14 protein-coding genes are annotated in these 17666 nt (G+C 68.4%); 3 read left to right on the forward strand and 11 right to left on the reverse strand.

The window, feature by feature from the left end; genetic code table 11:
- Window positions 1-15: 15 nt before the first annotated feature.
- Window positions 16-390, reverse strand: a complete 375-nt coding sequence (locus tag O9Y01_RS16600; protein WP_269632716.1) for a VOC family protein — start codon at window positions 388-390, stop codon at window positions 16-18.
- 180 nt (window positions 391-570) lie between these two features.
- On the opposite strand from O9Y01_RS16600, the gene dnaE reads away from it, so the two are divergent.
- A complete protein-coding gene (gene dnaE / locus O9Y01_RS16605; protein WP_269632717.1) occupies window positions 571-4080 on the forward strand; it encodes a DNA polymerase III subunit alpha in 3510 nt (1169 codons plus the stop codon).
- A gap of 174 nt (window positions 4081-4254) precedes the next feature.
- A complete protein-coding gene (locus O9Y01_RS16610; protein WP_269632718.1) occupies window positions 4255-5583 on the forward strand; it encodes a patatin-like phospholipase family protein in 1329 nt (442 codons plus the stop codon).
- Here the strand turns inward: O9Y01_RS16610 and O9Y01_RS16615 are convergent.
- Window positions 5555-5944 carry a ComEA family DNA-binding protein gene (locus tag O9Y01_RS16615; RefSeq protein ID WP_269632719.1) on the reverse strand — a complete coding sequence of 130 codons (390 nt, stop codon included), beginning with the start codon at window positions 5942-5944 and terminating at the stop codon, window positions 5555-5557. The genes O9Y01_RS16610 and O9Y01_RS16615 overlap by 29 nt on opposite strands.
- On the reverse strand, window positions 5916-7721 hold the full coding sequence (msbA, locus tag O9Y01_RS16620; RefSeq protein ID WP_269632720.1) for a lipid A export permease/ATP-binding protein MsbA: 1806 nt from the start codon (window positions 7719-7721) through the stop codon (window positions 5916-5918). Before msbA ends, O9Y01_RS16615 begins: the two co-directional genes overlap by 29 nt.
- Before the next feature lie 64 nt (window positions 7722-7785).
- On the opposite strand from msbA, the gene O9Y01_RS16625 reads away from it, so the two are divergent.
- Window positions 7786-8928 carry a glycosyltransferase gene (locus tag O9Y01_RS16625; protein WP_269632721.1) on the forward strand — a complete coding sequence of 381 codons (1143 nt, stop codon included), beginning with the start codon at window positions 7786-7788 and terminating at the stop codon, window positions 8926-8928.
- Between the two features lie 15 nt (window positions 8929-8943).
- Here the strand turns inward: O9Y01_RS16625 and O9Y01_RS16630 are convergent, their stop codons facing one another.
- From O9Y01_RS16630 to O9Y01_RS16665, 8 genes are all read right to left on the reverse strand, one after another.
- The gene (locus O9Y01_RS16630; protein WP_269632722.1) at window positions 8944-9996 is read right to left on the reverse strand and encodes a glycosyltransferase family 2 protein; all 1053 of its coding nucleotides are present in this window, start codon (window positions 9994-9996) and stop codon (window positions 8944-8946) included.
- Window positions 9993-10976 carry a glycosyltransferase family 32 protein gene (locus O9Y01_RS16635; protein ID WP_269632723.1) on the reverse strand — a complete coding sequence of 328 codons (984 nt, stop codon included), beginning with the start codon at window positions 10974-10976 and terminating at the stop codon, window positions 9993-9995. Before O9Y01_RS16635 ends, O9Y01_RS16630 begins: the two co-directional genes overlap by 4 nt.
- Window positions 10973-11719 carry a glycosyltransferase gene (locus tag O9Y01_RS16640; protein ID WP_269632724.1) on the reverse strand — a complete coding sequence of 249 codons (747 nt, stop codon included), beginning with the start codon at window positions 11717-11719 and terminating at the stop codon, window positions 10973-10975. Before O9Y01_RS16640 ends, O9Y01_RS16635 begins: the two co-directional genes overlap by 4 nt.
- Window positions 11719-12867 carry a lipopolysaccharide assembly protein LapB gene (gene lapB / locus O9Y01_RS16645; protein WP_269632725.1) on the reverse strand — a complete coding sequence of 383 codons (1149 nt, stop codon included), beginning with the start codon at window positions 12865-12867 and terminating at the stop codon, window positions 11719-11721. The genes O9Y01_RS16640 and lapB overlap by 1 nt, the downstream gene beginning before the upstream one ends.
- On the reverse strand, window positions 12857-13150 hold the full coding sequence (locus O9Y01_RS16650) for a LapA family protein (protein WP_183104342.1): 294 nt from the start codon (window positions 13148-13150) through the stop codon (window positions 12857-12859). The genes lapB and O9Y01_RS16650 overlap by 11 nt, the downstream gene beginning before the upstream one ends.
- 103 nt (window positions 13151-13253) lie before the next feature.
- Window positions 13254-13559, reverse strand: coding sequence for an integration host factor subunit beta (locus O9Y01_RS16655; protein WP_269632726.1), 306 nt, complete (start codon window positions 13557-13559; stop codon window positions 13254-13256).
- A gap of 114 nt (window positions 13560-13673) precedes the next feature.
- A complete protein-coding gene (rpsA, locus tag O9Y01_RS16660; protein ID WP_442952764.1) occupies window positions 13674-15701 on the reverse strand; it encodes a 30S ribosomal protein S1 in 2028 nt (675 codons plus the stop codon).
- Window positions 15613-17625, reverse strand: a complete 2013-nt coding sequence (locus tag O9Y01_RS16665) for a bifunctional 3-phosphoshikimate 1-carboxyvinyltransferase/cytidylate kinase (protein WP_269632727.1) — start codon at window positions 17623-17625, stop codon at window positions 15613-15615. Before O9Y01_RS16665 ends, rpsA begins: the two co-directional genes overlap by 89 nt.
- Between the last annotated feature and the right edge of the window lie 41 nt (window positions 17626-17666).

Below are 17666 nucleotides of genomic sequence, written 5' to 3' on the forward strand. Positions count from 1 at the left end.
CGCCCGTCAATGCACTCAGTTGCCTTCGGGATGGAAGACGCGCAGGCGGTGGCCGTCCGGGTCCGTGGCGACGAAGGTGTAGCCGAAGTCCAGGGCCACGGGCGCCTGGGCCATGGGGATGCCGGCCGCGCTCCAGCGTGCATGCAGGCTGTCCACGGTGCCGCGATCGGGCTGGGCGAAGGCCAGCTCGGTGCCGCCGCCGGCCGCCGTCGGGCCGGGCTCGGCCGTATGGCGGGACCACAGACCCAGGCGGGCGCTGTCACCCAGGGCCAGCATCGCGAAGGTGGGGGAGGACTCCAGCACCCGGGCACCGAAGTGCTCGCTGTAGAAGGCCGCGCTGCGGGCAGGCTGGTCCACGAAAAGGATCTGGAGGCTGGGGCTGAGGTTCATGGGTTTCTCCCTGGATGTGGCGCGTTCCCGGATGAGGGCGTTGCCGGTTGCAAAAAGGCTCCCTCGTTGGAGCTGGGCCCATGCTAGGTGCGGTAATTGACAGGATTTGTCAGTAGGCTCGACGGCCGTCGACAGCGCTGGGCACGCTTGGGCGAGCCGCGCCCGTCTCTACAATCCGGCATGGCTTTTGTTCACCTGCGTACCCACACCGAGTTCTCCGTCGTCGACGGCACCCTGCTGATCGACGACGCCGCCGCCGCTGCCGCCAAGGACGGCCAGGTGGCCCTGGCCGTCACCGACCTCGCCAACATGTTCGGCGCGGTCAAGCACTACAACGCCTGCCGCAAGAAGGGCGTCAAGCCCATCCTGGGCGCCGACTGCTGGGTGGAGGCCGAGGTGGCCGACAAGCCGCCGCACCGCCTGCTGCTGCTGGTGCAGAACAAGCAGGGTTACCTGAACCTGTCCGAGCTGCTGTCACGGGCCTGGATCCAGGGCGTTCAGCGCACCCAGGCCTGCCTGAAGCTGGAGTGGATGCAGGAGCTCAACGAGGGGCTGATCTGCCTCTCGGGCGCGCAGATGGGCGCCATCGGTCAGGCCCTGCTGATCGGTGACCAAGCCCGCGCGCGCGACTGGGCGGGCAAGCTGGCCGCCATCTACCCGAACCGCTTCTACCTGGAGCTGCAGCGTGCCGGCTTGCCGGGCCAGGAGGCCGTCGTCGCGGCCACCGTGCCGCTGGCGGCGGAGCTGGGCCTGCCGGTGGTGGCCACCCACCCGGTGCAGTTCCTGACCGAGGAGGACTACGACGCCCACGAGGCCCGCGTCTGCATCGCCGATGGCGAGACCCTGGCCAATCCCAAGCGGGTCAAGCGCTTCTTGCCGGGGCAGTTCTTCCGGCCGCAGGCGGACATGGAGGCGCTCTTCGCCGACATCCCCTCGGCCCTGGCCAACACCATCGAGATTGCCCGGCGTTGCAGCCTGTCGCTGGTGCTGGGCAAGCCGCAGCTGCCCAACTTCCCCACGCCCATCCTGGACGACGGCCAGCCCATGCCCATGGACCGCTACTTCCGGGAGCTCAGCTACGAGGGCCTGGACGCGCGCCTGAAGCAGCTCTATCCCGACGAGGCCAAGCGCGAGGCCCAGCGCCCGCGCTATGTGGAGCGCCTGGAGTTCGAGCTGGAGACCATCATCAAGATGGGCTTCCCGGGCTACTTCCTCATCGTGGGTGACTTCATCCGCTGGGCCAAGCAGAACGGCTGCCCCGTGGGCCCGGGCCGGGGCTCGGGTGCCGGCTCGCTGGTCGCCTACGTGCTGCTGATCACCGACCTCGACCCCCTGCAGTACAACCTGCTGTTCGAGCGTTTCCTGAACCCCGAGCGGGTGTCGATGCCCGACTTCGACATCGACTTCTGCCAGGGCAACCGCGACCGCGTCATCGAGTACGTCAAGGACAAGTACGGTCGCCCCGCGGTGAGCCAGATCGCCACCTTCGGCACCATGGCGGCCAAGGCCGCGCTGCGCGACATCGGCCGCGTGCTGGGCATGGGCTTCGGCCATGTGGACTCCATCGCCAAGCTGATCCCCGCGCCGCCGGGCAAGACCGTGACCCTGGCCAAGCTGCCGCCGGACTTCGACCCGGACAAGGCCAAGGTCATCTATGCCCGCCATGAGGCCCCGGAGATCGAGGAACGCGAGAAGCAGGAAGAGGAAGTGGCCGAGCTGCTGAAGCTGGCGGCGCGGGTCGAAGGCATGGTGCGCAACATCGGCATGCACGCCGGGGGCGTGCTGATCGCCCCGGGCAAGATCACCGACTTCTGCCCGATGTACCAGCAGCCGGGCTCCACGAGCGCGGTGAGCATGTACGACAAGGACGACGTCGAGGCCATCGGCCTGGTGAAGTTCGACTTCCTGGGTCTTGCGACGCTGACCATCCTCGAGCTGGCCAAGGACTTCATCGTGGCCCGCCATCCGGGCCAGAAGGACTTCGCCTTCGAGAACATCCCCCTGGATGACAAGAAGGTCTACAAGCTCTTCTCGGACGGCCTGACGGAATCGGTGTTCCAGTTCGAATCCCGCGGCATGCAGGGCATGCTGCGCGACGCCAAGCCCTCGCGCCTGGAAGACCTCATCGCCCTGAACGCGCTGTACCGCCCGGGCCCCATGGACCTGATCCCGACCTTCGTCGCGCGCAAGCACGGCAAGGAGACGGTGGAGTACCCGCACCCCCTGACCGAGCCCGTGCTGGCCGAGACCTACGGCATCATGGTCTACCAGGAGCAGGTGATGCAGACGGCCCAGGTGCTGGGCGGCTACAGCCTCGGCGGCGCCGACATGCTGCGCCGGGCCATGGGCAAGAAGAAGGCCGAAGAGATGGCCATGCACCGCGACCTGTTCCGAAAGGGCGCGGCGGAGAAGGGCATCGACCAGGCCAAGGCCGACGAGGTCTTCGACCTGATGGAGAAGTTCGCGGGCTACGGCTTCAACAAGTCGCACGCGGCCGCCTACTCCCTGCTGGCCTATCACACGGGCTGGCTGAAGGTGCATTTCACGGCGGAGTTCTTCGCCGCGAACATGACCATCGAAATGGACGACACGGACAAGCTCAAGGTCCTGCTGGAGGACGCGAAGCTGTTCGGCATCGAGTTCCAGCCGCCTTGCGTCAACCGGGGCGTCTATCGCTTCGAGCCCATCCACGACAAGCTCGTCAACTACGGCCTGGGTGCCGTCAAGGGCACGGGGCAGGGCGCCATCGAGGCCATCCTGCGCGCCCGCAAGGAGGGCGGCCCCTTCAAGAGCTTCTTCGACTTCTGTGCCCGCGTGGACCGCAAGGCCGTCAACAAGCGCGTGGTGGAGGCCCTGATCAAGGCGGGCGCCTTCGACACCCTCGAGGCCGATCGCGCCCGTCTGCTGGCCAGCGTGGCCCTGGGCTACACCTATGCCGAGAACCTGGCCGCCAATGCGGACCAGGGCGGCCTCTTCGACTTCGATGACACCCATGGCTCCTCGACCGCCGAGCCCGATCTGGTCAGCGTGGCGCCCTGGAGCATCAAGGAGAAGCTGAGCCTCGAGAAGACGGCCATCGGCTACTACCTCTCAGGCCATCTCTTCGATCAGTCCGGTGAGGAAGTGCGCCGCATGGTGCGCCGGCGCATCGCCGACCTCACGGACAGCCGTGAGCCGGTGCTGGTGGCGGGCATCGTGTCTGACATGCGCATCATCAATGGCAACCGGGGCAAGGTGGCCATCTTCAAGCTGGACGACAAGACCGACGTCATCGAGTCCGTGGCCAATGAAGAACTGATCAACAGCGCCAAGGGCATCCTGGCGGACGACGAGCTGATCATCGTCTCCGGCAAGGTGCAGAACGACCGCTTCTCCGGCGGCCTGCGCATGAGCATCCAGGCCGTCTGGGACCTGGCCGGCGCGCGCGCCCGCTTCGGCAAGTTCCTGCGACTGGCGGTCAACGGCACGGTGCCGCCGGTGCAGGAGGTGGTCAAGACCTGGCCCCCGAAGGTGGTCCAGACCGAGCAGGGCACGCTCACCCACGGCCTGGGCCTGCGCCTGAGCCTCAAGCGCGAGGGCGCCGTGGCCGAGCTGGAACTGGGCGACGCCGCCAAGTTCTGGCCCTGCGACGAGGCCCTGGCGAAGTTCGCCGGGCCCAAGGGCGAGCCGGTGCAGATCAGCTACGAGTGAGGACCGACCCGGCACGACCGTGGCTGCGCCGTGCCTGATACGCCGCGCCATCGGTGTTCTGACCGGTGTCGTCACCTCCCCCAGGACTAGGGGGATTCCGCGCTATCCTTTTCCGCTGGGAAGGGCCGGCATGCTGCGATGATCGGCTCAGCGGGCGCGGGTCGCCTTTCACGGATGCCAGCGCCCGCTGCCTCTTTCGCAGACCCGCAGCGCGGAGACCATGCCTTGAGCGCGACCGCCCACACGCCACGCACCGGCCTCATCCTCACCGGAGGCGGCGCCCGTGCGGCCTACCAGGTCGGTGTGCTGGCTGCCATCGCCCAGCTGCGGCGCGATGCGGGTGTTCAGGGGCCCAATCCCTTTCCCGTGATCGCCGGCACCTCGGCAGGTGCCATCAATGCGGCCACGCTGGCCTGCCAGGCCGATGAGTTCGATGCTGCCGTCGATGGCCTCATGCACATCTGGCGCAACATCCATGTGGACCAGGTCTATGCGGCCGACTCGCTGGGTGTGATCCGCACCGGCGCGCGCTGGATGACCATGATGAGCCTGGGCTGGGCCCTGGCCCGCTGGCGCCGCTCCAAGCCGCGCAGCCTGCTGGACAACGACCCGCTGTCGCACCTGCTGCAGCGCTGGATCCGCTTCGACCGGCTGGAGGCCATGCTGGACAGCGAGCACCTGGAAGCCCTGGCCATCAGCGGCTCCAGCTACACCTCGGGCCAGCACGTCACCTTCTACCAGACCCACAAGCCCTATGAGCCCTGGCTACGCTCGCAGCGTATCGCCGTGCGGGCACAGCTGGGCATCGAGCACCTGCTGGCGTCCTCGGCCATCCCCTTCATCTTCCCCGCCCAGCAGCTGGAGCTCGACGGTCAGCTGGAATGGTTCGGCGACGGCTCCATGCGCCAGAGCGCGCCGGTCTCGCCGGCCGTGCACCTGGGGGCGGAGCGCGTGCTGGTCATCGGTGCCGGTCGCATGCACGAGCCGCCGGGCCGGCGGGTGACGCTGGTGGAGGGGCATCCGTCCATGGCACAGATCGCGGGGCATGCGCTGTCCAACATCTTCCTGGACGCCCTGGCGGTGGATGTCGAGCGGCTGCAGCGCATCAACAAGACCCTGTCGCTGCTGCCGCCGGCCGCGCGTGAAGGCACGCCCCTGCGGCCCATCGACGTGCTGGTGATCGCGCCCAGCCGCCGCCTGGACGACCTGGCCGCCGAGCACCAGGGCAGCCTGCCGCCGCCCATCCGCGCCATGCTGCGCAGCGTGGGCGTGTCCGGCGAGGGCAAGGGCGCGACCGGCTCGGCACTGACCAGCTACCTGCTCTTCGAGCCCTCGTTCACCGTGGACCTGATCAACCTGGGCATGGCGGACACCCTGGCGCGCCGGGGCGATGTGCTGCGTTTCTTCAACTGGCCGGCGCAGGCCAGCCGGCCCGATCCCGCCCGGCAGCGCCGCGGCGAACGCGATGCGCCCGTCAAGCCTGCGGTGACGACGCCGGCCTGAGCCTGCCCGCGGGCGCGGCGTCCAGCGGCTGCCCGTTGATGCGCAGGCCCGCCGCTGACAGCCGAGCCCTCATCCTCGGGCCCATGCCCTTGACCCTTCGTGCCAGGTCTTGCCCGTCCTGGAAGGGCGCCTGCTGGCGTGCGGCCAGCATCAGGCCGACGAGGGAGGGGCCGAGCCCGGGCAGGGACTCCAGCTCCGCGCGGTTGGCCGTGTTCAGCTCCAGCGGCGGCGGGGTGTGCGGGGTCAGGTCTTGCCCCAGGGCCGATGAGACGGCCAGGCCCAGGGCCGCGGCTGCGCCGAGGAAGCGCCGCCGCCGCAGGCCCGCAGAAGGCTCAATGCTGGGCTCGCACCATGCCGGCATAGACGCCTTCCAGGGCCAGCAGGGTCTCGTGCGTGCCGCTCTCGATCACCCGCCCCTGGCTCATCACATGGATGCAGTCGGCATGCCGGACGGTGGACAGGCGGTGGGCGATCACGATCAGCGTCTTCTTGCCCTGCCACTGCTCCAGGGCCTGCTGCACGGCGCGCTCGCTTTCGGTGTCCAGGGCCGAGGTGGCTTCATCGAAGACCCAGACCGGCGCTTCCTTGTACAGGGCGCGGGCGATGGCCAGACGCTGGCGCTGGCCGCCCGAGAGCAGGCTGCCGTTGGCGCCCACGGGGCTGTCCAGACCCAGGGGCTGCTGGTGGACGAAGTCCCACAGGTGCGCGGCGCGCAGCACCTGCTCCAGGCGCGCATCGTCGCGCGGCTGTGCATAGGCAATGTTGTCGGCGATGCTGCCATCGAAGAGCACGATGTCCTGCGAGACCACCGCGAACTGGCGACGCAGGCTGGCGCGGGTGTGGTCGGCAATGTCCCCGCCGTCCAGCAGGATCCGGCCTGCCTGTGGCCGGGCGAAGCCCAGCAGCAGCTGGATCACCGAGCTCTTGCCCGCGCCGGAGGAGCCCACCAGCGCAGTGGTCCGGCCGCTGGGGATGTGGAGCTGCAGTGCGTCCAGGGCCGGCCTGTCGGCATTGGGATAGCGCAGGGTGACGCCCTCCAGTTGCAACTCGCCCCGGCAGTGCTCGAAGGTGGCGCTGCCGCTGTCCTGCTCGCGCGGCGTGTCCAGCAGCTGCAGGCAGCCCTGGGCCACCACCAGACCGTTGATGATGGGCTGGCTGACCTCGGTGAGATGGCGCAGGCGCGAGGTCAGCAGCAGCAGGGCGGTGATGAAGGCACTGAACTCACCGACGCCCGTGTGCGCGCCGCGCGCCTGCAGCAGGGCCAGACTGACGATGGCCGAGAGCCCGATGCTGGCCACGAACTGCGACAGCGGCTGGGCGGAGGCATTGGCCGCGGCCGTCTTGAGCGCCGCACGCTGGGCCTCGCGGGCCAGCTGCTCGAAGCGCCGGCGCTCGTGCTCGGCGGCGTCGAAGCTGCGCACCACGCGCCAGGCCCGGCTGACGTCCTCCACCTTGGCGACCAGGCCCAGCTGCGCGTCATAGGCGGCACTGCCCATGGCGCGCACCCGCTTGCTGACCTTGCTCACCACAAAGCCCATCACCGGCGTGGTCACCATGGACAGCAGGGTCAGCTGCCAGTTCAGGAAGAAGAGATAGCCCAGCATGGCCAGGGCCGGCAGGCCATCCCGCAGCAGCGTGATCACGCTGGTGGACAGGCGCTCCATGATCTGCTGCGGGTCATTGACCACCTTGGAGACGGCCACGCCGGGCTGCAGGCTGGTGTAGACGGCGGCGTCGGCCTGCAGCAGGGCGTCCACCAGGGCCAGGCGCAGGCGCATCACGGTGCGTGAGCTGGTCCAGTTGAGCAGGTACTGGCCCAGGAAGCTGAAGATGCCCCGCAGCACGAACAGGCCCACCAGCACCACGGGCACCCACCACACGGCGAAGGCGTCGGCATGGAAACCGTCGCCGAAGATCTTCTGGATCAGGGCCGGGATCAGGGGCTCGGTGGCGGCCGCTCCAAGGTAGGCCACCATGGTCAGGGCCAGGCCCCAGCGCTGGGGCCAGAAGAAGGGGAGCAGGCGGCGGGCCGTCTGGCGCAGGCCCGGTGTCGTGGGCGCCGCCGGCAGGGCCTGGGCGTCCTGGGCGGGCGCATCCAGGGACTGGGGTTGGGGGTCGGAAGGCGGGCTTGCTTGCATGTGCTTGCATTGTCGCTGCGAATACCGATCGATTCCGCTTGACGCCCCTGCCTATACTGTTCGCATGTCGGATGCTTCCTCCTCCCCATCCAAGCCCTTCACCCGTTCACTGCCCATCCAGGAGCAGGTGGTGATGCACTTCGTGACCGGCGGTTTCTCCGGTGCGACCCAGGTCGCGGTCGACTTGTGCAATGCCGCCAAGGCCCCTGGCAGCGGCATGCGCGCCGTGCTGGTCCTGCGCCGCAAGCGCAACACCGACCCCCAGCGACTGCAGAACCTGCAGGACCGCGGGATCGATGTACACGTGGTGCCGGGCTGGTCCCATCTGCTGACGGTGTGGTCGCTTTATCGACTTTGCAAGCAGATGAAACCGGATGTGCTGGTGGCCCATGGCTTCAGCGATCACATCTGGGGCCGCCTGGCCGGCTGGCTGGCGGGCGTGCCGACCCTCGTGCATGTGGAGCACAACACCCGTGAGCGCTACAGCCGCTGGCGCCTGATGCAGTCGCGCTGGCTGGCCAAGCACACGGCGCGCTTCATCGGCGTGTCCGAGGGGGTGCGTCGGCGCCTGGTCGAGCTGGGATTTCCAGAGGACCGCAGCTTCGCCATCCCCAATGGCATCGACCTCTCCAAGTTTCCCGAGAACCGCATCCTCGGCTTTGCCGAACGTCCGGCCTGCATCGTCATGTCGGCCCGCTTCGCTCGCCAGAAGGACCAGAAGACGCTGATCCGCGCGCTGGCCATCCTCAACCAGCGCGGGCTCAAGCTGCCGCTGCTGCTGGCCGGTGCGGGCAAGGACGGCTATCGCAAGGACTGCGAGGCCGAGGTGCACCGCCTGGGCCTGCAGAAGCAGGTGCAGTTCCTGGGTCACCATGCCGAGATGCCCAAGCTGCTGATGAACTCCGCCGTGTTCGTGCTGTCCACGCACTGGGAAGGCATGCCGCTGGCCCTGGTGGAGGCCATGGCCGCGGGCTGCGCCTGCATTGCGTCCGACGTGCCCGGCGTGGAGGGCGTGATCGAGCATGGTCGCACCGGCCTGCTGGTGCCGGAATCCGATCCGGCCTCCCTGGCCCTGGCGCTGGAGCGCGTGTTCAGCGAGCCCGGTCTCGGCCAGCAGCTCTCCCAGGCGGCCCGCAAGCAGGCCTTGCAGGCTCATGGCCTGGACCTGATGCGCCTGCGCTACCAGGCGCTGCTGGCCTCGATCTGAGCCCGTCCTGAGGGCTCAGCGCCCGGCGGAGCGGCACTGGCCCAGCCAGTGCCTCAGGCGCAGCGCGCGCCACCACCAGCCTCGCCTCACATAGGCCCTCAGCAGCGCGCTGGCGCCCAGGGGCGATGCCGCCGTGAAGACCTCCAGGAAGCCGGGCAGACGGTCGCGATCGCCAACCTTGCTCACATGCCGGCAGGCGCCGATGAAGGAGCGCGCAGCGAAATGCGCCGCCGCGAAGGCGATGCGCGGGTCTGCCCGGGACGCCTCCGCCCAGTGCTGGCCCAGGCCGGCCAGCGCCTGCATCATGTGCTCGTACTTGCGCGTGTCGCCCGTGGCGAGGATGGAGCCAGGCCGCTGGCGGTAGCCGATCCAGACCTCGGGCACATGCAGCCAGGAGCGGGCACGCAGGGCCAGGGCGGGCACCACGGCCATGTCCTCGTAGTAGCGCCCGACGGGGAAGCGCAGGCCCTCGTCCCACAGCGAGCGCCTCGAGATGCGGCTCCAGCAATGCAGATAGCCCGGCAGCAGCAGGCCCTGCATCAGCAGGCCGCGGTCGTTCAGCACTTGCGACGACGGGCCGTCGAAGCTGCGCACGTGCCGCTCGCCGCGCAGTCGATGCTTGAGCTTCTCCCTTTCTCGGAGATAGGCGAAGTCGCACAGCACCAGATCAGGCTGCAGGGCCTGGACCTGCTGCTTCAGCGAGGCGACCGCGCCGGGCATCAGCACGTCGTCGGCATCCAGGAACCAGAGGTAGTGTCCGCGGCTGGCCTCGACCAGGGTGTTGCGCGTGGCGCTGATGCCGGCATTGCGCTCGTGGCGGATCACGCGCAGAGGGCCGGGATGCCGCGCCGACCAGGCCGCGAGCACCGCGGGCGAGCCGTCTGTGGCGCAGTCGTCCACCGCCAGCACTTCCACTCCGTCCAGGCTGTCCTGCGCGAAGACGGAGGCCAGGCAGGCTTCCAGCCAGGGCTCGACGTTGTAGACGGGGATGAGCAGGCTCAGCCAGGGCCGGGCGGCGCTGACGTGTGCGGCGTCATGTGAGGAGTCATGCGAGGAGGCGTGGCTCATGCGCGGTCCGAGGGATGCGCGGGGCGCAGGGTGGGCAGGTAGCGGTCCAGCAGGCTGCCACGCCGCGCCGGCCGTTTCTGCAGCTGCTGCTCCAGCACTCGGCGGTCATTGCCCCGCAGCTTGAGCAGGGCCGGCACACGCGCCGGGCAGGGGCACAGGGCCAGCTTGGCGTAGAGGTGGCGCTTGCGCCAGCCCACGGCCTGCTGCAGCGCGAAGGCGCTGTCCTCGGCGCGCTGCAGGGCGAGGCGGTAGCGGCCGGCATCGGCGTCCAGCAGGGAGGAGGCGGCCACATGCATGATCAGGTACTCATGCAGGCTGGGGTCGATGGCCTGGATCACACGATCGAAACGGCCTGCCTCACGCAGGGCCTGCAGGTAGCTGGCCTCGCCCATGGTCAGGGCGCGGACAAATTCGGCGTTGAGGTCCGCGATGAAGCGGCTGCCCGGCACGGCCGCCATGAACCAGTTCTCGACCAGGGGCAGCTCGGGGCGGTTGCTGAGGCGGTCGATGTAGAAGCCGACGAACTCGGCGCCGCTGGCGGCCTGCTGCGCCTGCACCCAGTCCAGCCCGGTCGTCAGCAGGGTGGAGGCGTCGATCCAGAGCCCGCCGTGGGCCTGCAGCAGCTGCAGGCGCAGCCAGTCGGCCTGACGGAAAGGGGGCAGCCCCTGCATGAGGCTGAGGTCCGTGCCTTCGGGCAGCCAGGCGCGCAGGGTGGCGGGCGTCAGGAAGCGCAGCTCATGGTCGGGTGCCTGCTGGCGCCAGTTGTCGGCGCAGGCCTGGATCAATGGGGGCAGGGCCTCGCTGTTCCAGTAGCTCCAGATCACCTTCGGGATGCCTGGACCGGAGCGGGCAGGGGCGCTGCCCAGCTGCAGGCTGCGGACCTGCCCCGGCGCCTGGGCCCGCAGCAGCCGCAGCAGCTCCCAGGCCAGCAGCGCCAGCAGGAGCAGGGGCAGCAGGAGCAGCCAGGCGAGCAGGCTCATTCGCGCCAGTGCTCGGCGATCCAGGGGGCCGGCTTGGCCTTGCGCCAGTTGCCGTTGCTGCGGCCGGCCAGGGCGTCTGGCGGGTTCATCACGCCGTGGAAGATCAGGATGCGCGCACCCTTGGGGATGTGCGGCGGCTTCCAGTAGTTGCTGGGCCAGGTCGGGATGCAGTGGTACTTGTAGCTGGCGCACCAGGCGGCGTCCCAGTACTGCAGCTTGCCCTGCTGGTGGATCTCGTCGGAAAGGTAGGCCTGCTCGTTGCGGAATCGGGAACGGATGGCCTCGTGCTCGCGCCGGAACCTCTCCAGCACGTCCGCATGCGCTCCGAGCCTGAAGCGGTAGACCGAGGAGTTGCCGGTGATGCGCCAGGGGCGCTTCCAGTCATGGATGATCAGGAAGTCGCCGGGCACCTCGAAGAAGGGCGTGATGTCGTCGACGATGACCACGTCCAGGTCCAGGAAGAGGGCCGTGCCCTGCAGGCCGTGGAGGTCCGCCTCGAAGGTGGTGAGCTTGGTCCAGCCGCGCTCGGGGATGCCCGCCGGCAGCTTCAGTTCGGGAATGGGCAGGCACTGCACTTCCGGGCGGATGCCTTCAACGCGGTCGGTCAGGCACACGAACCTGAACGGTCCGCGCAGATGCCGGGCCACCATGGCGTAGAGCCGGTTCACGTACTCGGGGCCGTACTTGGTGCCCCACTTCATGCAGAGGATGACGCGATCGCTCGCAGCTTGGGATGGGCTCATCAGAGTTCCTCGACGTGGCGAGGCGGGTAGGTGTCCCAGTTGAGGCAACCGGGGCACTGCCAGAAATAGTGCTGGGCTTCGAAGCCGCAGGCGGCGCAGCGGTAGCGCTGCAGGGGGCGCACGGCCTTGTCCAGTGCAGCGGCCACGAGCGGGGCTTCCTCTTCGCTGAGGCGGGACTGCGATTGCGCCAGCAGCGCGCGCGCGGCCGAGAGGGCCGGCTCGGCCTGCAGATGCTGGCGCAGGCGGCGGCGCTGGGCCTCGCCCTCGGGTTCCAGCAGGGCCAGGGCCAGCAGCAGGTGCATGCTGGGATGGCGCTCGTACTGGGCCTGCAGCGCGCGCTGGGCTTCGGCCTGCTTGCCGGTCTGCAGGGCGGCCTGCGCGTAGTCGCGGGCCACGAGATTGAAGGCCTCCGGATTGGCCGCCAGCAGCTCGGCATAGGCGGCCATGGCCTGCTCGGGTTGCTCGCGCCGGCTCAGCAGCTGGCCGGCCAGCACATGGGCCCGGGCCGATTGCGGCGCGGCCTTTCGGGCCTCGGCCAGCAGGGCCTGGGCCTCGGCGTCCTGGTTGCGTGCCTGGGCCTCCAGGGCCTGCTCACACAGATAGTGGGCGATGCGCGAGGCAAAGGAGCCCGTGCCGCCCTGTTCGAGGTGGCGGGCGACCTCGGCCGCCTTGCGCCACTCGCGGGAGCGTTCGTAGAGGGACAGCAGGGCCAGCTCGGCCTCGCTCTCGAAGCGGGTGCCGCGCAGCGCGGCAAAGGCTTCCTCGGCGCGATCGAAAAGGCCGGCCTTGTAGAAGTCCTGGGCCAGGGCGTGCTGGGCGCGGTCGCGCTCGGACTTGGGCAGATCGCCGCGCTGCAGCAGGTGCTGGTGCACGCGCACCGCGCGCTCGTACTCGCCGCGACGGCGGAAGAGGTTGCCCAGCGCGAAATGCAGCTCGGAGGTGTCAGGGTCGGCCTGCACCGCCTCGATGAAGGCGTCGATGGCCTTGTCCTGCTGTTCGTTGAGCAGCAGGTTCAGGCCCTTGAAATAGGCCTTGGGCGCGTCGCGCTGCTCGCGCTTCCACTGGCGGGAGTCGAGCTTGGAGGCCAGCCAGCCAAGGGCGAAGACCAGGGGCAGAGCAATGAGGAGGGCGCTGAGTTCAAAGCCCATCGTGCACGCCCGGATTGGCCAGGGGGTCAGGTGTTGCCAGGGTGCTCTGCTGCGCCTCGATCTGGCGCGTGGCTACGCGGCGGTGGCGCCACCAGGCCGGCACCATGGCCAGCACGCCGAAGGCGCAGCCCAGGCCGAAGCTCAGCAGCACCACGATCACCAGGGGCGAGTGCCAGGCATGGCCGAAGAACCAATGCACGGCCACCTCCTGGCTGTTGTTCAGCGCGAAGGAAAACAGGGCGAAGAAGATGAAGGCCCAGAAGAGCCGGACGATGAATCGCATCGTGGCGGATTCTAAGGGGCAGGGGCGGGGGCGTCAGCCTTGGCCCGGGGGAGCGCCTGCAAAGTGCGGCGCTGACTGTGGCGCGGGAGGCGCAGCCAGTGGATCAGACGGTGCTGTCGTCGACAGGCAGCTGGGCGTCAACCGCTTCGCGCAGGGCCTTGCCCGGCTTGAAGTGCGGCACCAGCTTCTCGGGGATCAGGACCTGCTCGCCACTGCGCGGATTGCGTCCCATGCGGGGCGGGCGACGGTTGATGGAGAAACTGCCGAAGCCACGGATCTCGATGCGGTGGCCGCGGGCCAGGGCATCGGACATGGCATCCAGGATCGTCTTGACGGCGAATTCGGTGTCGCGCTGCGTGAGCTGGCCAAAGCGGTCTGCCAGGTGCGCGACGAGATCGGAACGGGTCATGACGATGGAATTCCAGGCTGGGGAGAAAAACAGGCTCGCCCCCGTGAGAGTGGCGAGCCTGCGTTGGCAGCTGGGGCCCAGGCTACCAGAGCCCGGGCCTTCGCGGAACAGGGATTAGCTGTTCTGGTTGTCCAGCTTGGCACGCAGCAGGGCGCCCAGGCTGGTCGTGCCGGCGTTCTCACGCTCGGACGAAGCCGACAGACGCTGCATGGCTTCCTGCTGGTCGGCGCTGTCCTTGGCCTTGATGGACAGCTGGATGTTGCGGGTCTTGCGGTCGATGTTGACGATCAGGGTCGTCACTTCGTCGCCTTCCTTCAGCACGTTGCGGGCGTCTTCCACGCGGTCGCGGGAGATTTCCGAAGCGCGCAGGTAGCCCAGCACGTCTTCAGCCAGCTCGATCTCGGCGCCACGGGCGTCGACGGTCTTCACCTTGCCGGTCACGGTCATGCCGCGATCGTTGATCGAGGTGTAGCTGGTGAACGGGTCAGCGTCCAGCTGCTTGATGCCCAGGGAGATGCGCTCGCGCTCGACGTCCACAGCCAGGACCACGGCTTCGACTTCCTGGCCCTTCTTGTAGTTGCGAACGGCGGTCTCGCCCGGCTCGTTCCAGGACAGGTCGGACAGGTGCACCAGGCCATCGATGCCTTGTGCCAGGCCCACGAACACGCCGAAGTCGGTGATGCTCTTGACGGGGCCCTTGACCTTGTCGCCGCGCTTGACGTTCTCGGCGAACTCTTCCCACGGATTGGCCTTGCACTGCTTCATGCCCAGGGAGATGCGACGCTTGTCTTCGTCGATTTCCAGGACCATGACTTCCACTTCGTCGCCCAGGGAGACGATCTTGGAAGGAGCGACGTTCTTGTTGGTCCAGTCCATTTCGGAGACGTGCACCAGGCCTTCGATGCCCGGCTCGATCTCGACGAAAGCGCCGTAGTCAGCGATGTTGGTGACCTTGCCGAACAGGCGGGTGTTGGCCGGGTAGCGGCGCGACACGCCGAACCAGGGATCGTCGCCCAGCTGCTTCAGGCCCAGCGAGACGCGGTTCTTCTCGGCGTCGAACTTCAGGACCTTGGCGGTCAGTTCCTGGCCGACCTGAACGACTTCGCTCGGGTGACGGACACGGCGCCATGCCATGTCGGTGATGTGCAGCAGGCCGTCGATGCCGCCCAGGTCCACGAAGGCACCGTATTCGGTGATGTTCTTGACCACGCCCTGGACGATCGCGCCTTCCGACAGCGTTTCCAGCAGCTTGGCGCGCTCTTCACCCATGGAGGCTTCCACCACAGCGCGACGCGACAGCACAACGTTGTTGCGCTTGCGGTCCAGCTTGATGACCTTGAATTCCATGGTCTTGCCCTCGAACGGGCTCATGTCCTTCACCGGGCGGGTGTCCAGCAGCGAACCGGGCAGGAAGGCGCGGATGCCATTGACCAGGACGGTCAGGCCGCCCTTGACCTTGCCGGAGACGGTGCCGGTCACGAAGTCGCCGGACTCCAGTGCGGTTTCCAGGCTCAGCCAGGAAGCGAGACGCTTGGCCTTGTCGCGCGACAGGATGGTGTCGCCGTAGCCGTTTTCGATGGCGTCGATGGCCACCGAGACGAAGTCACCGACGTTGACTTCGAGTTCGCCCTGGTCGTTCTTGAACTCTTCAATGGGCACGTAGGCTTCAGACTTGAGGCCGGCGTTCACCACCACGAAGTTGTAGTCAACACGGACGACTTCGGCCGAGATGACCTCGCCGGAGCGCATGTCAGCGCGTTGCAGCGATTCTTCGAAGAGAGCGGCGAAGGATTCGCCGCCGGTGGCGGTTTGGGTTTGGGACATGTTGATTCCTGAATCGGCGCGCACAGCGTAGGAAGAACTCTGAAAAAGCGCCGACGGTGAGTGCAAGTTGCCTTGCGGGTTAGGTTGCAGACAAAGCGCACCCGGTGGACTGTCGTCCGGAGGGCAGGTGCGCCCGCTTTTGGGCCAAAGCCCGTGGGTCAGCGCCCTTGCGAGCGCCTTCCCGTGGATCCGTTCGCGAAATTCATCGCCGGGGGATCCATTCCGGCCCTCAGAAGGGCTGACGCTCCTGCCACCACCCCAGCACCAGGTCCTTCGATTCCTCGATGGTCTGGCCGGAGTTGTCCAGCAGCTGCGCATCCTGCGCGGGCTTCAGTGGCGAGGCGGCGCGACCCTTGTCACGCGCATCGCGCGCTTCCAAGTCCGCACGCAAGCTCTCCATATTAGCGGAAATTCCCTTGCCAATCAATTGCTTATAGCGGCGTTCAGCGCGCGTCTGGGCACTGGCCGTGAGGAAAACCTTCAGTCCGGCGTCCGGGAACACGGCGGTGCCCATGTCGCGGCCATCGGCCACCAGGCCGGGCAGACGACGGAAATCCAGCTGCAGCTGATGCAGGGCCTGGCGGACCTCGGGGTGCGCGGCCACCTGGGAGGCCATCAGCCCGGTAGCCTCCTCGCGCAGCAGCTCGCTGATGTCCTCGCCCTGGAGGATGGCGCGACCCTTGCGGAAATGCAGGTCCAGCCCGGCGGCGATGCGTGCCACGCCCGGGCCGTCGTCCAGGCTGACGCCGGCGCGGAAGGCAGCCAGGCCGGCCGTACGGTACAGAGCGCCGGAGTCCAGCACGATGTAGCCCAGCTGGTGCGCGACCTCGTCTGCCAGCGTGCCCTTGCCGGAGGCAGTGGGGCCGTCGATGGTGATCACGGGGATGTCGGCGCGGCGGGCCTGCACCACCTCGAACAGGGTCTCGAAGTAGTCCGGGAAGGTCTTGGCCACACAGGCCGGGTCCTCGATGCGAACCGGCACCGGACGCCCGGTGATCAGCGGGTTCAGTGCGGCCAGCGAGAAGCACATGGCCACGCGGTGGTCGTCGTAGGTGTGGATGCTGGCGGCGCGCCAGTCCTTCAGCGGGTGGACGCGCAGCCAGTCCGGGCCTTCCTCGACCTGGGCGCCCAGCTTCTTCAGCTCGGCGGCCATGGCGGCAATGCGGTCGGTCTCCTTGACCCGCCAGCTGGCGATGTTGCGCAGGGTGCTGGGGCCGTCAGCGTAGAGCGCCATGACGGCCAGGGTCATGGCTGCGTCAGGGATGTGGTTGCAGTCCAGGTCCAAGGCCTTCAGCGGCCAGGCACCCCGGCGGACCTCCACCCAGTTGGGGCCCTGCTCGATGCGCGCGCCCATCAGCGCGGCGGCCTCGACGAAGCGCACGTCGCCCTGAAGAGAGGCCGTGCCTACGCCCTCGATGCGTACCGGCGCCTCGATGCCGGCCAGCGCGCCCAGCGCGACGAAATAGGAGGCGGAGGAGGCGTCGCCCTCCACATGGATCTCCCCGGGCGAGCGGTAGCGGCTGCCTGCCGGAATGATGAAGCGTTCCCAGCCCTCGCGACGGACCTCGATGCCGAAACGCTGCAGCAGCGCCAGGGTGATGTGGATGTAGGGCTTGGAGATGAGCTCGCCCACCACCTCGATCACCACGTCCTCGCGGGCCACCAGGGGCAGGGCCAGCAGCAGCGCGGTCAGGAACTGGCTGGAGACGTCGCCACGCACGCGGACGGGCTCCGAGAGACGCAGCGCAGAGGGGCCGCTCAGGCGCAGCGGCGGATAGCCTTCCTGGCCGAGGCAGGCGATGTCGCAGCCGCGCTCGCGCAGGGCGTCGACCAGGTCGCCGATGGGGCGCTCGTGCATGCGCGGCACGCCGCTGAGCTCGAACTGCCCGCCTTGCGTGGCCGCCAGCAAGGCCAGCGCCGCGGCCAGCGGGCGCATGGCCGTCCCGGCATTGCCCAGAAAGAGCTTCAGGCCGGCTTCACGTACTGGGGCCGACAGCTGGCCCCCGATGCCGCGCACGCGCAGTTGTGAGCCGTCCTGGGTGATGGTGCAGCCCAGCTGACGCAAGGCCTCCAGCATCACGGCGGTGTCGTCGGAGGCCAGCAGGTCGTGGATCAGCGTCTCGCCCTCGGCCAGGCCGGCCAGCAGCAGCACGCGGTTGGAGATGCTCTTGGAGCCGGGCAGGCGCACGCTGCCGGCTGCGGCCTGTAGCGGGGGCAGGTCCAGAAAGGGGATCTTGTACATGGGAGAACCGGAAAGGCGGTGCCGGGAAGACGGGGGCGGAT

The sequence above is a fragment of the Pelomonas sp. BJYL3 genome (assembly GCF_027257975.1).
GTDB classification, from domain to species: Bacteria; Pseudomonadota; Gammaproteobacteria; order Burkholderiales; family Burkholderiaceae_C; genus Roseateles_B; species Roseateles_B flavus.

Bases quoted from the DNA above. Each gene is read 5' to 3' on its own strand.
- O9Y01_RS16600 (WP_269632716.1), bottom strand. From the start codon at position 390: ATGAACCTCAGCCCCAGCCTCCAGATCCTTTTCGTGGACCAGCCTGCC.
- dnaE (WP_269632717.1), top strand. From the start codon at position 571: ATGGCTTTTGTTCACCTGCGTACCCACACCGAGTTCTCCGTCGTCGAC.
- O9Y01_RS16610 (WP_269632718.1), top strand. From the start codon at position 4,255: ATGCCAGCGCCCGCTGCCTCTTTCGCAGACCCGCAGCGCGGAGACCAT.
- O9Y01_RS16615 (WP_269632719.1), bottom strand. From the start codon at position 5,944: ATGCCGGCATGGTGCGAGCCCAGCATTGAGCCTTCTGCGGGCCTGCGG.
- msbA (WP_269632720.1), bottom strand. From the start codon at position 7,721: ATGCAAGCAAGCCCGCCTTCCGACCCCCAACCCCAGTCCCTGGATGCG.
- O9Y01_RS16625 (WP_269632721.1), top strand. From the start codon at position 7,786: ATGTCGGATGCTTCCTCCTCCCCATCCAAGCCCTTCACCCGTTCACTG.
- O9Y01_RS16630 (WP_269632722.1), bottom strand. From the start codon at position 9,996: ATGAGCCACGCCTCCTCGCATGACTCCTCACATGACGCCGCACACGTC.
- O9Y01_RS16635 (WP_269632723.1), bottom strand. From the start codon at position 10,976: ATGAGCCTGCTCGCCTGGCTGCTCCTGCTGCCCCTGCTCCTGCTGGCG.
- O9Y01_RS16640 (WP_269632724.1), bottom strand. From the start codon at position 11,719: ATGAGCCCATCCCAAGCTGCGAGCGATCGCGTCATCCTCTGCATGAAG.
- lapB (WP_269632725.1), bottom strand. From the start codon at position 12,867: ATGGGCTTTGAACTCAGCGCCCTCCTCATTGCTCTGCCCCTGGTCTTC.
- O9Y01_RS16650 (WP_183104342.1), bottom strand. From the start codon at position 13,150: ATGCGATTCATCGTCCGGCTCTTCTGGGCCTTCATCTTCTTCGCCCTG.
- O9Y01_RS16655 (WP_269632726.1), bottom strand. From the start codon at position 13,559: ATGACCCGTTCCGATCTCGTCGCGCACCTGGCAGACCGCTTTGGCCAG.
- rpsA (WP_442952764.1), bottom strand. From the start codon at position 15,701: ATGCGCAGCTGCTGGACAACTCCGGCCAGACCATCGAGGAATCGAAGG.
- O9Y01_RS16665 (WP_269632727.1), bottom strand. From the start codon at position 17,625: ATGTACAAGATCCCCTTTCTGGACCTGCCCCCGCTACAGGCCGCAGCC.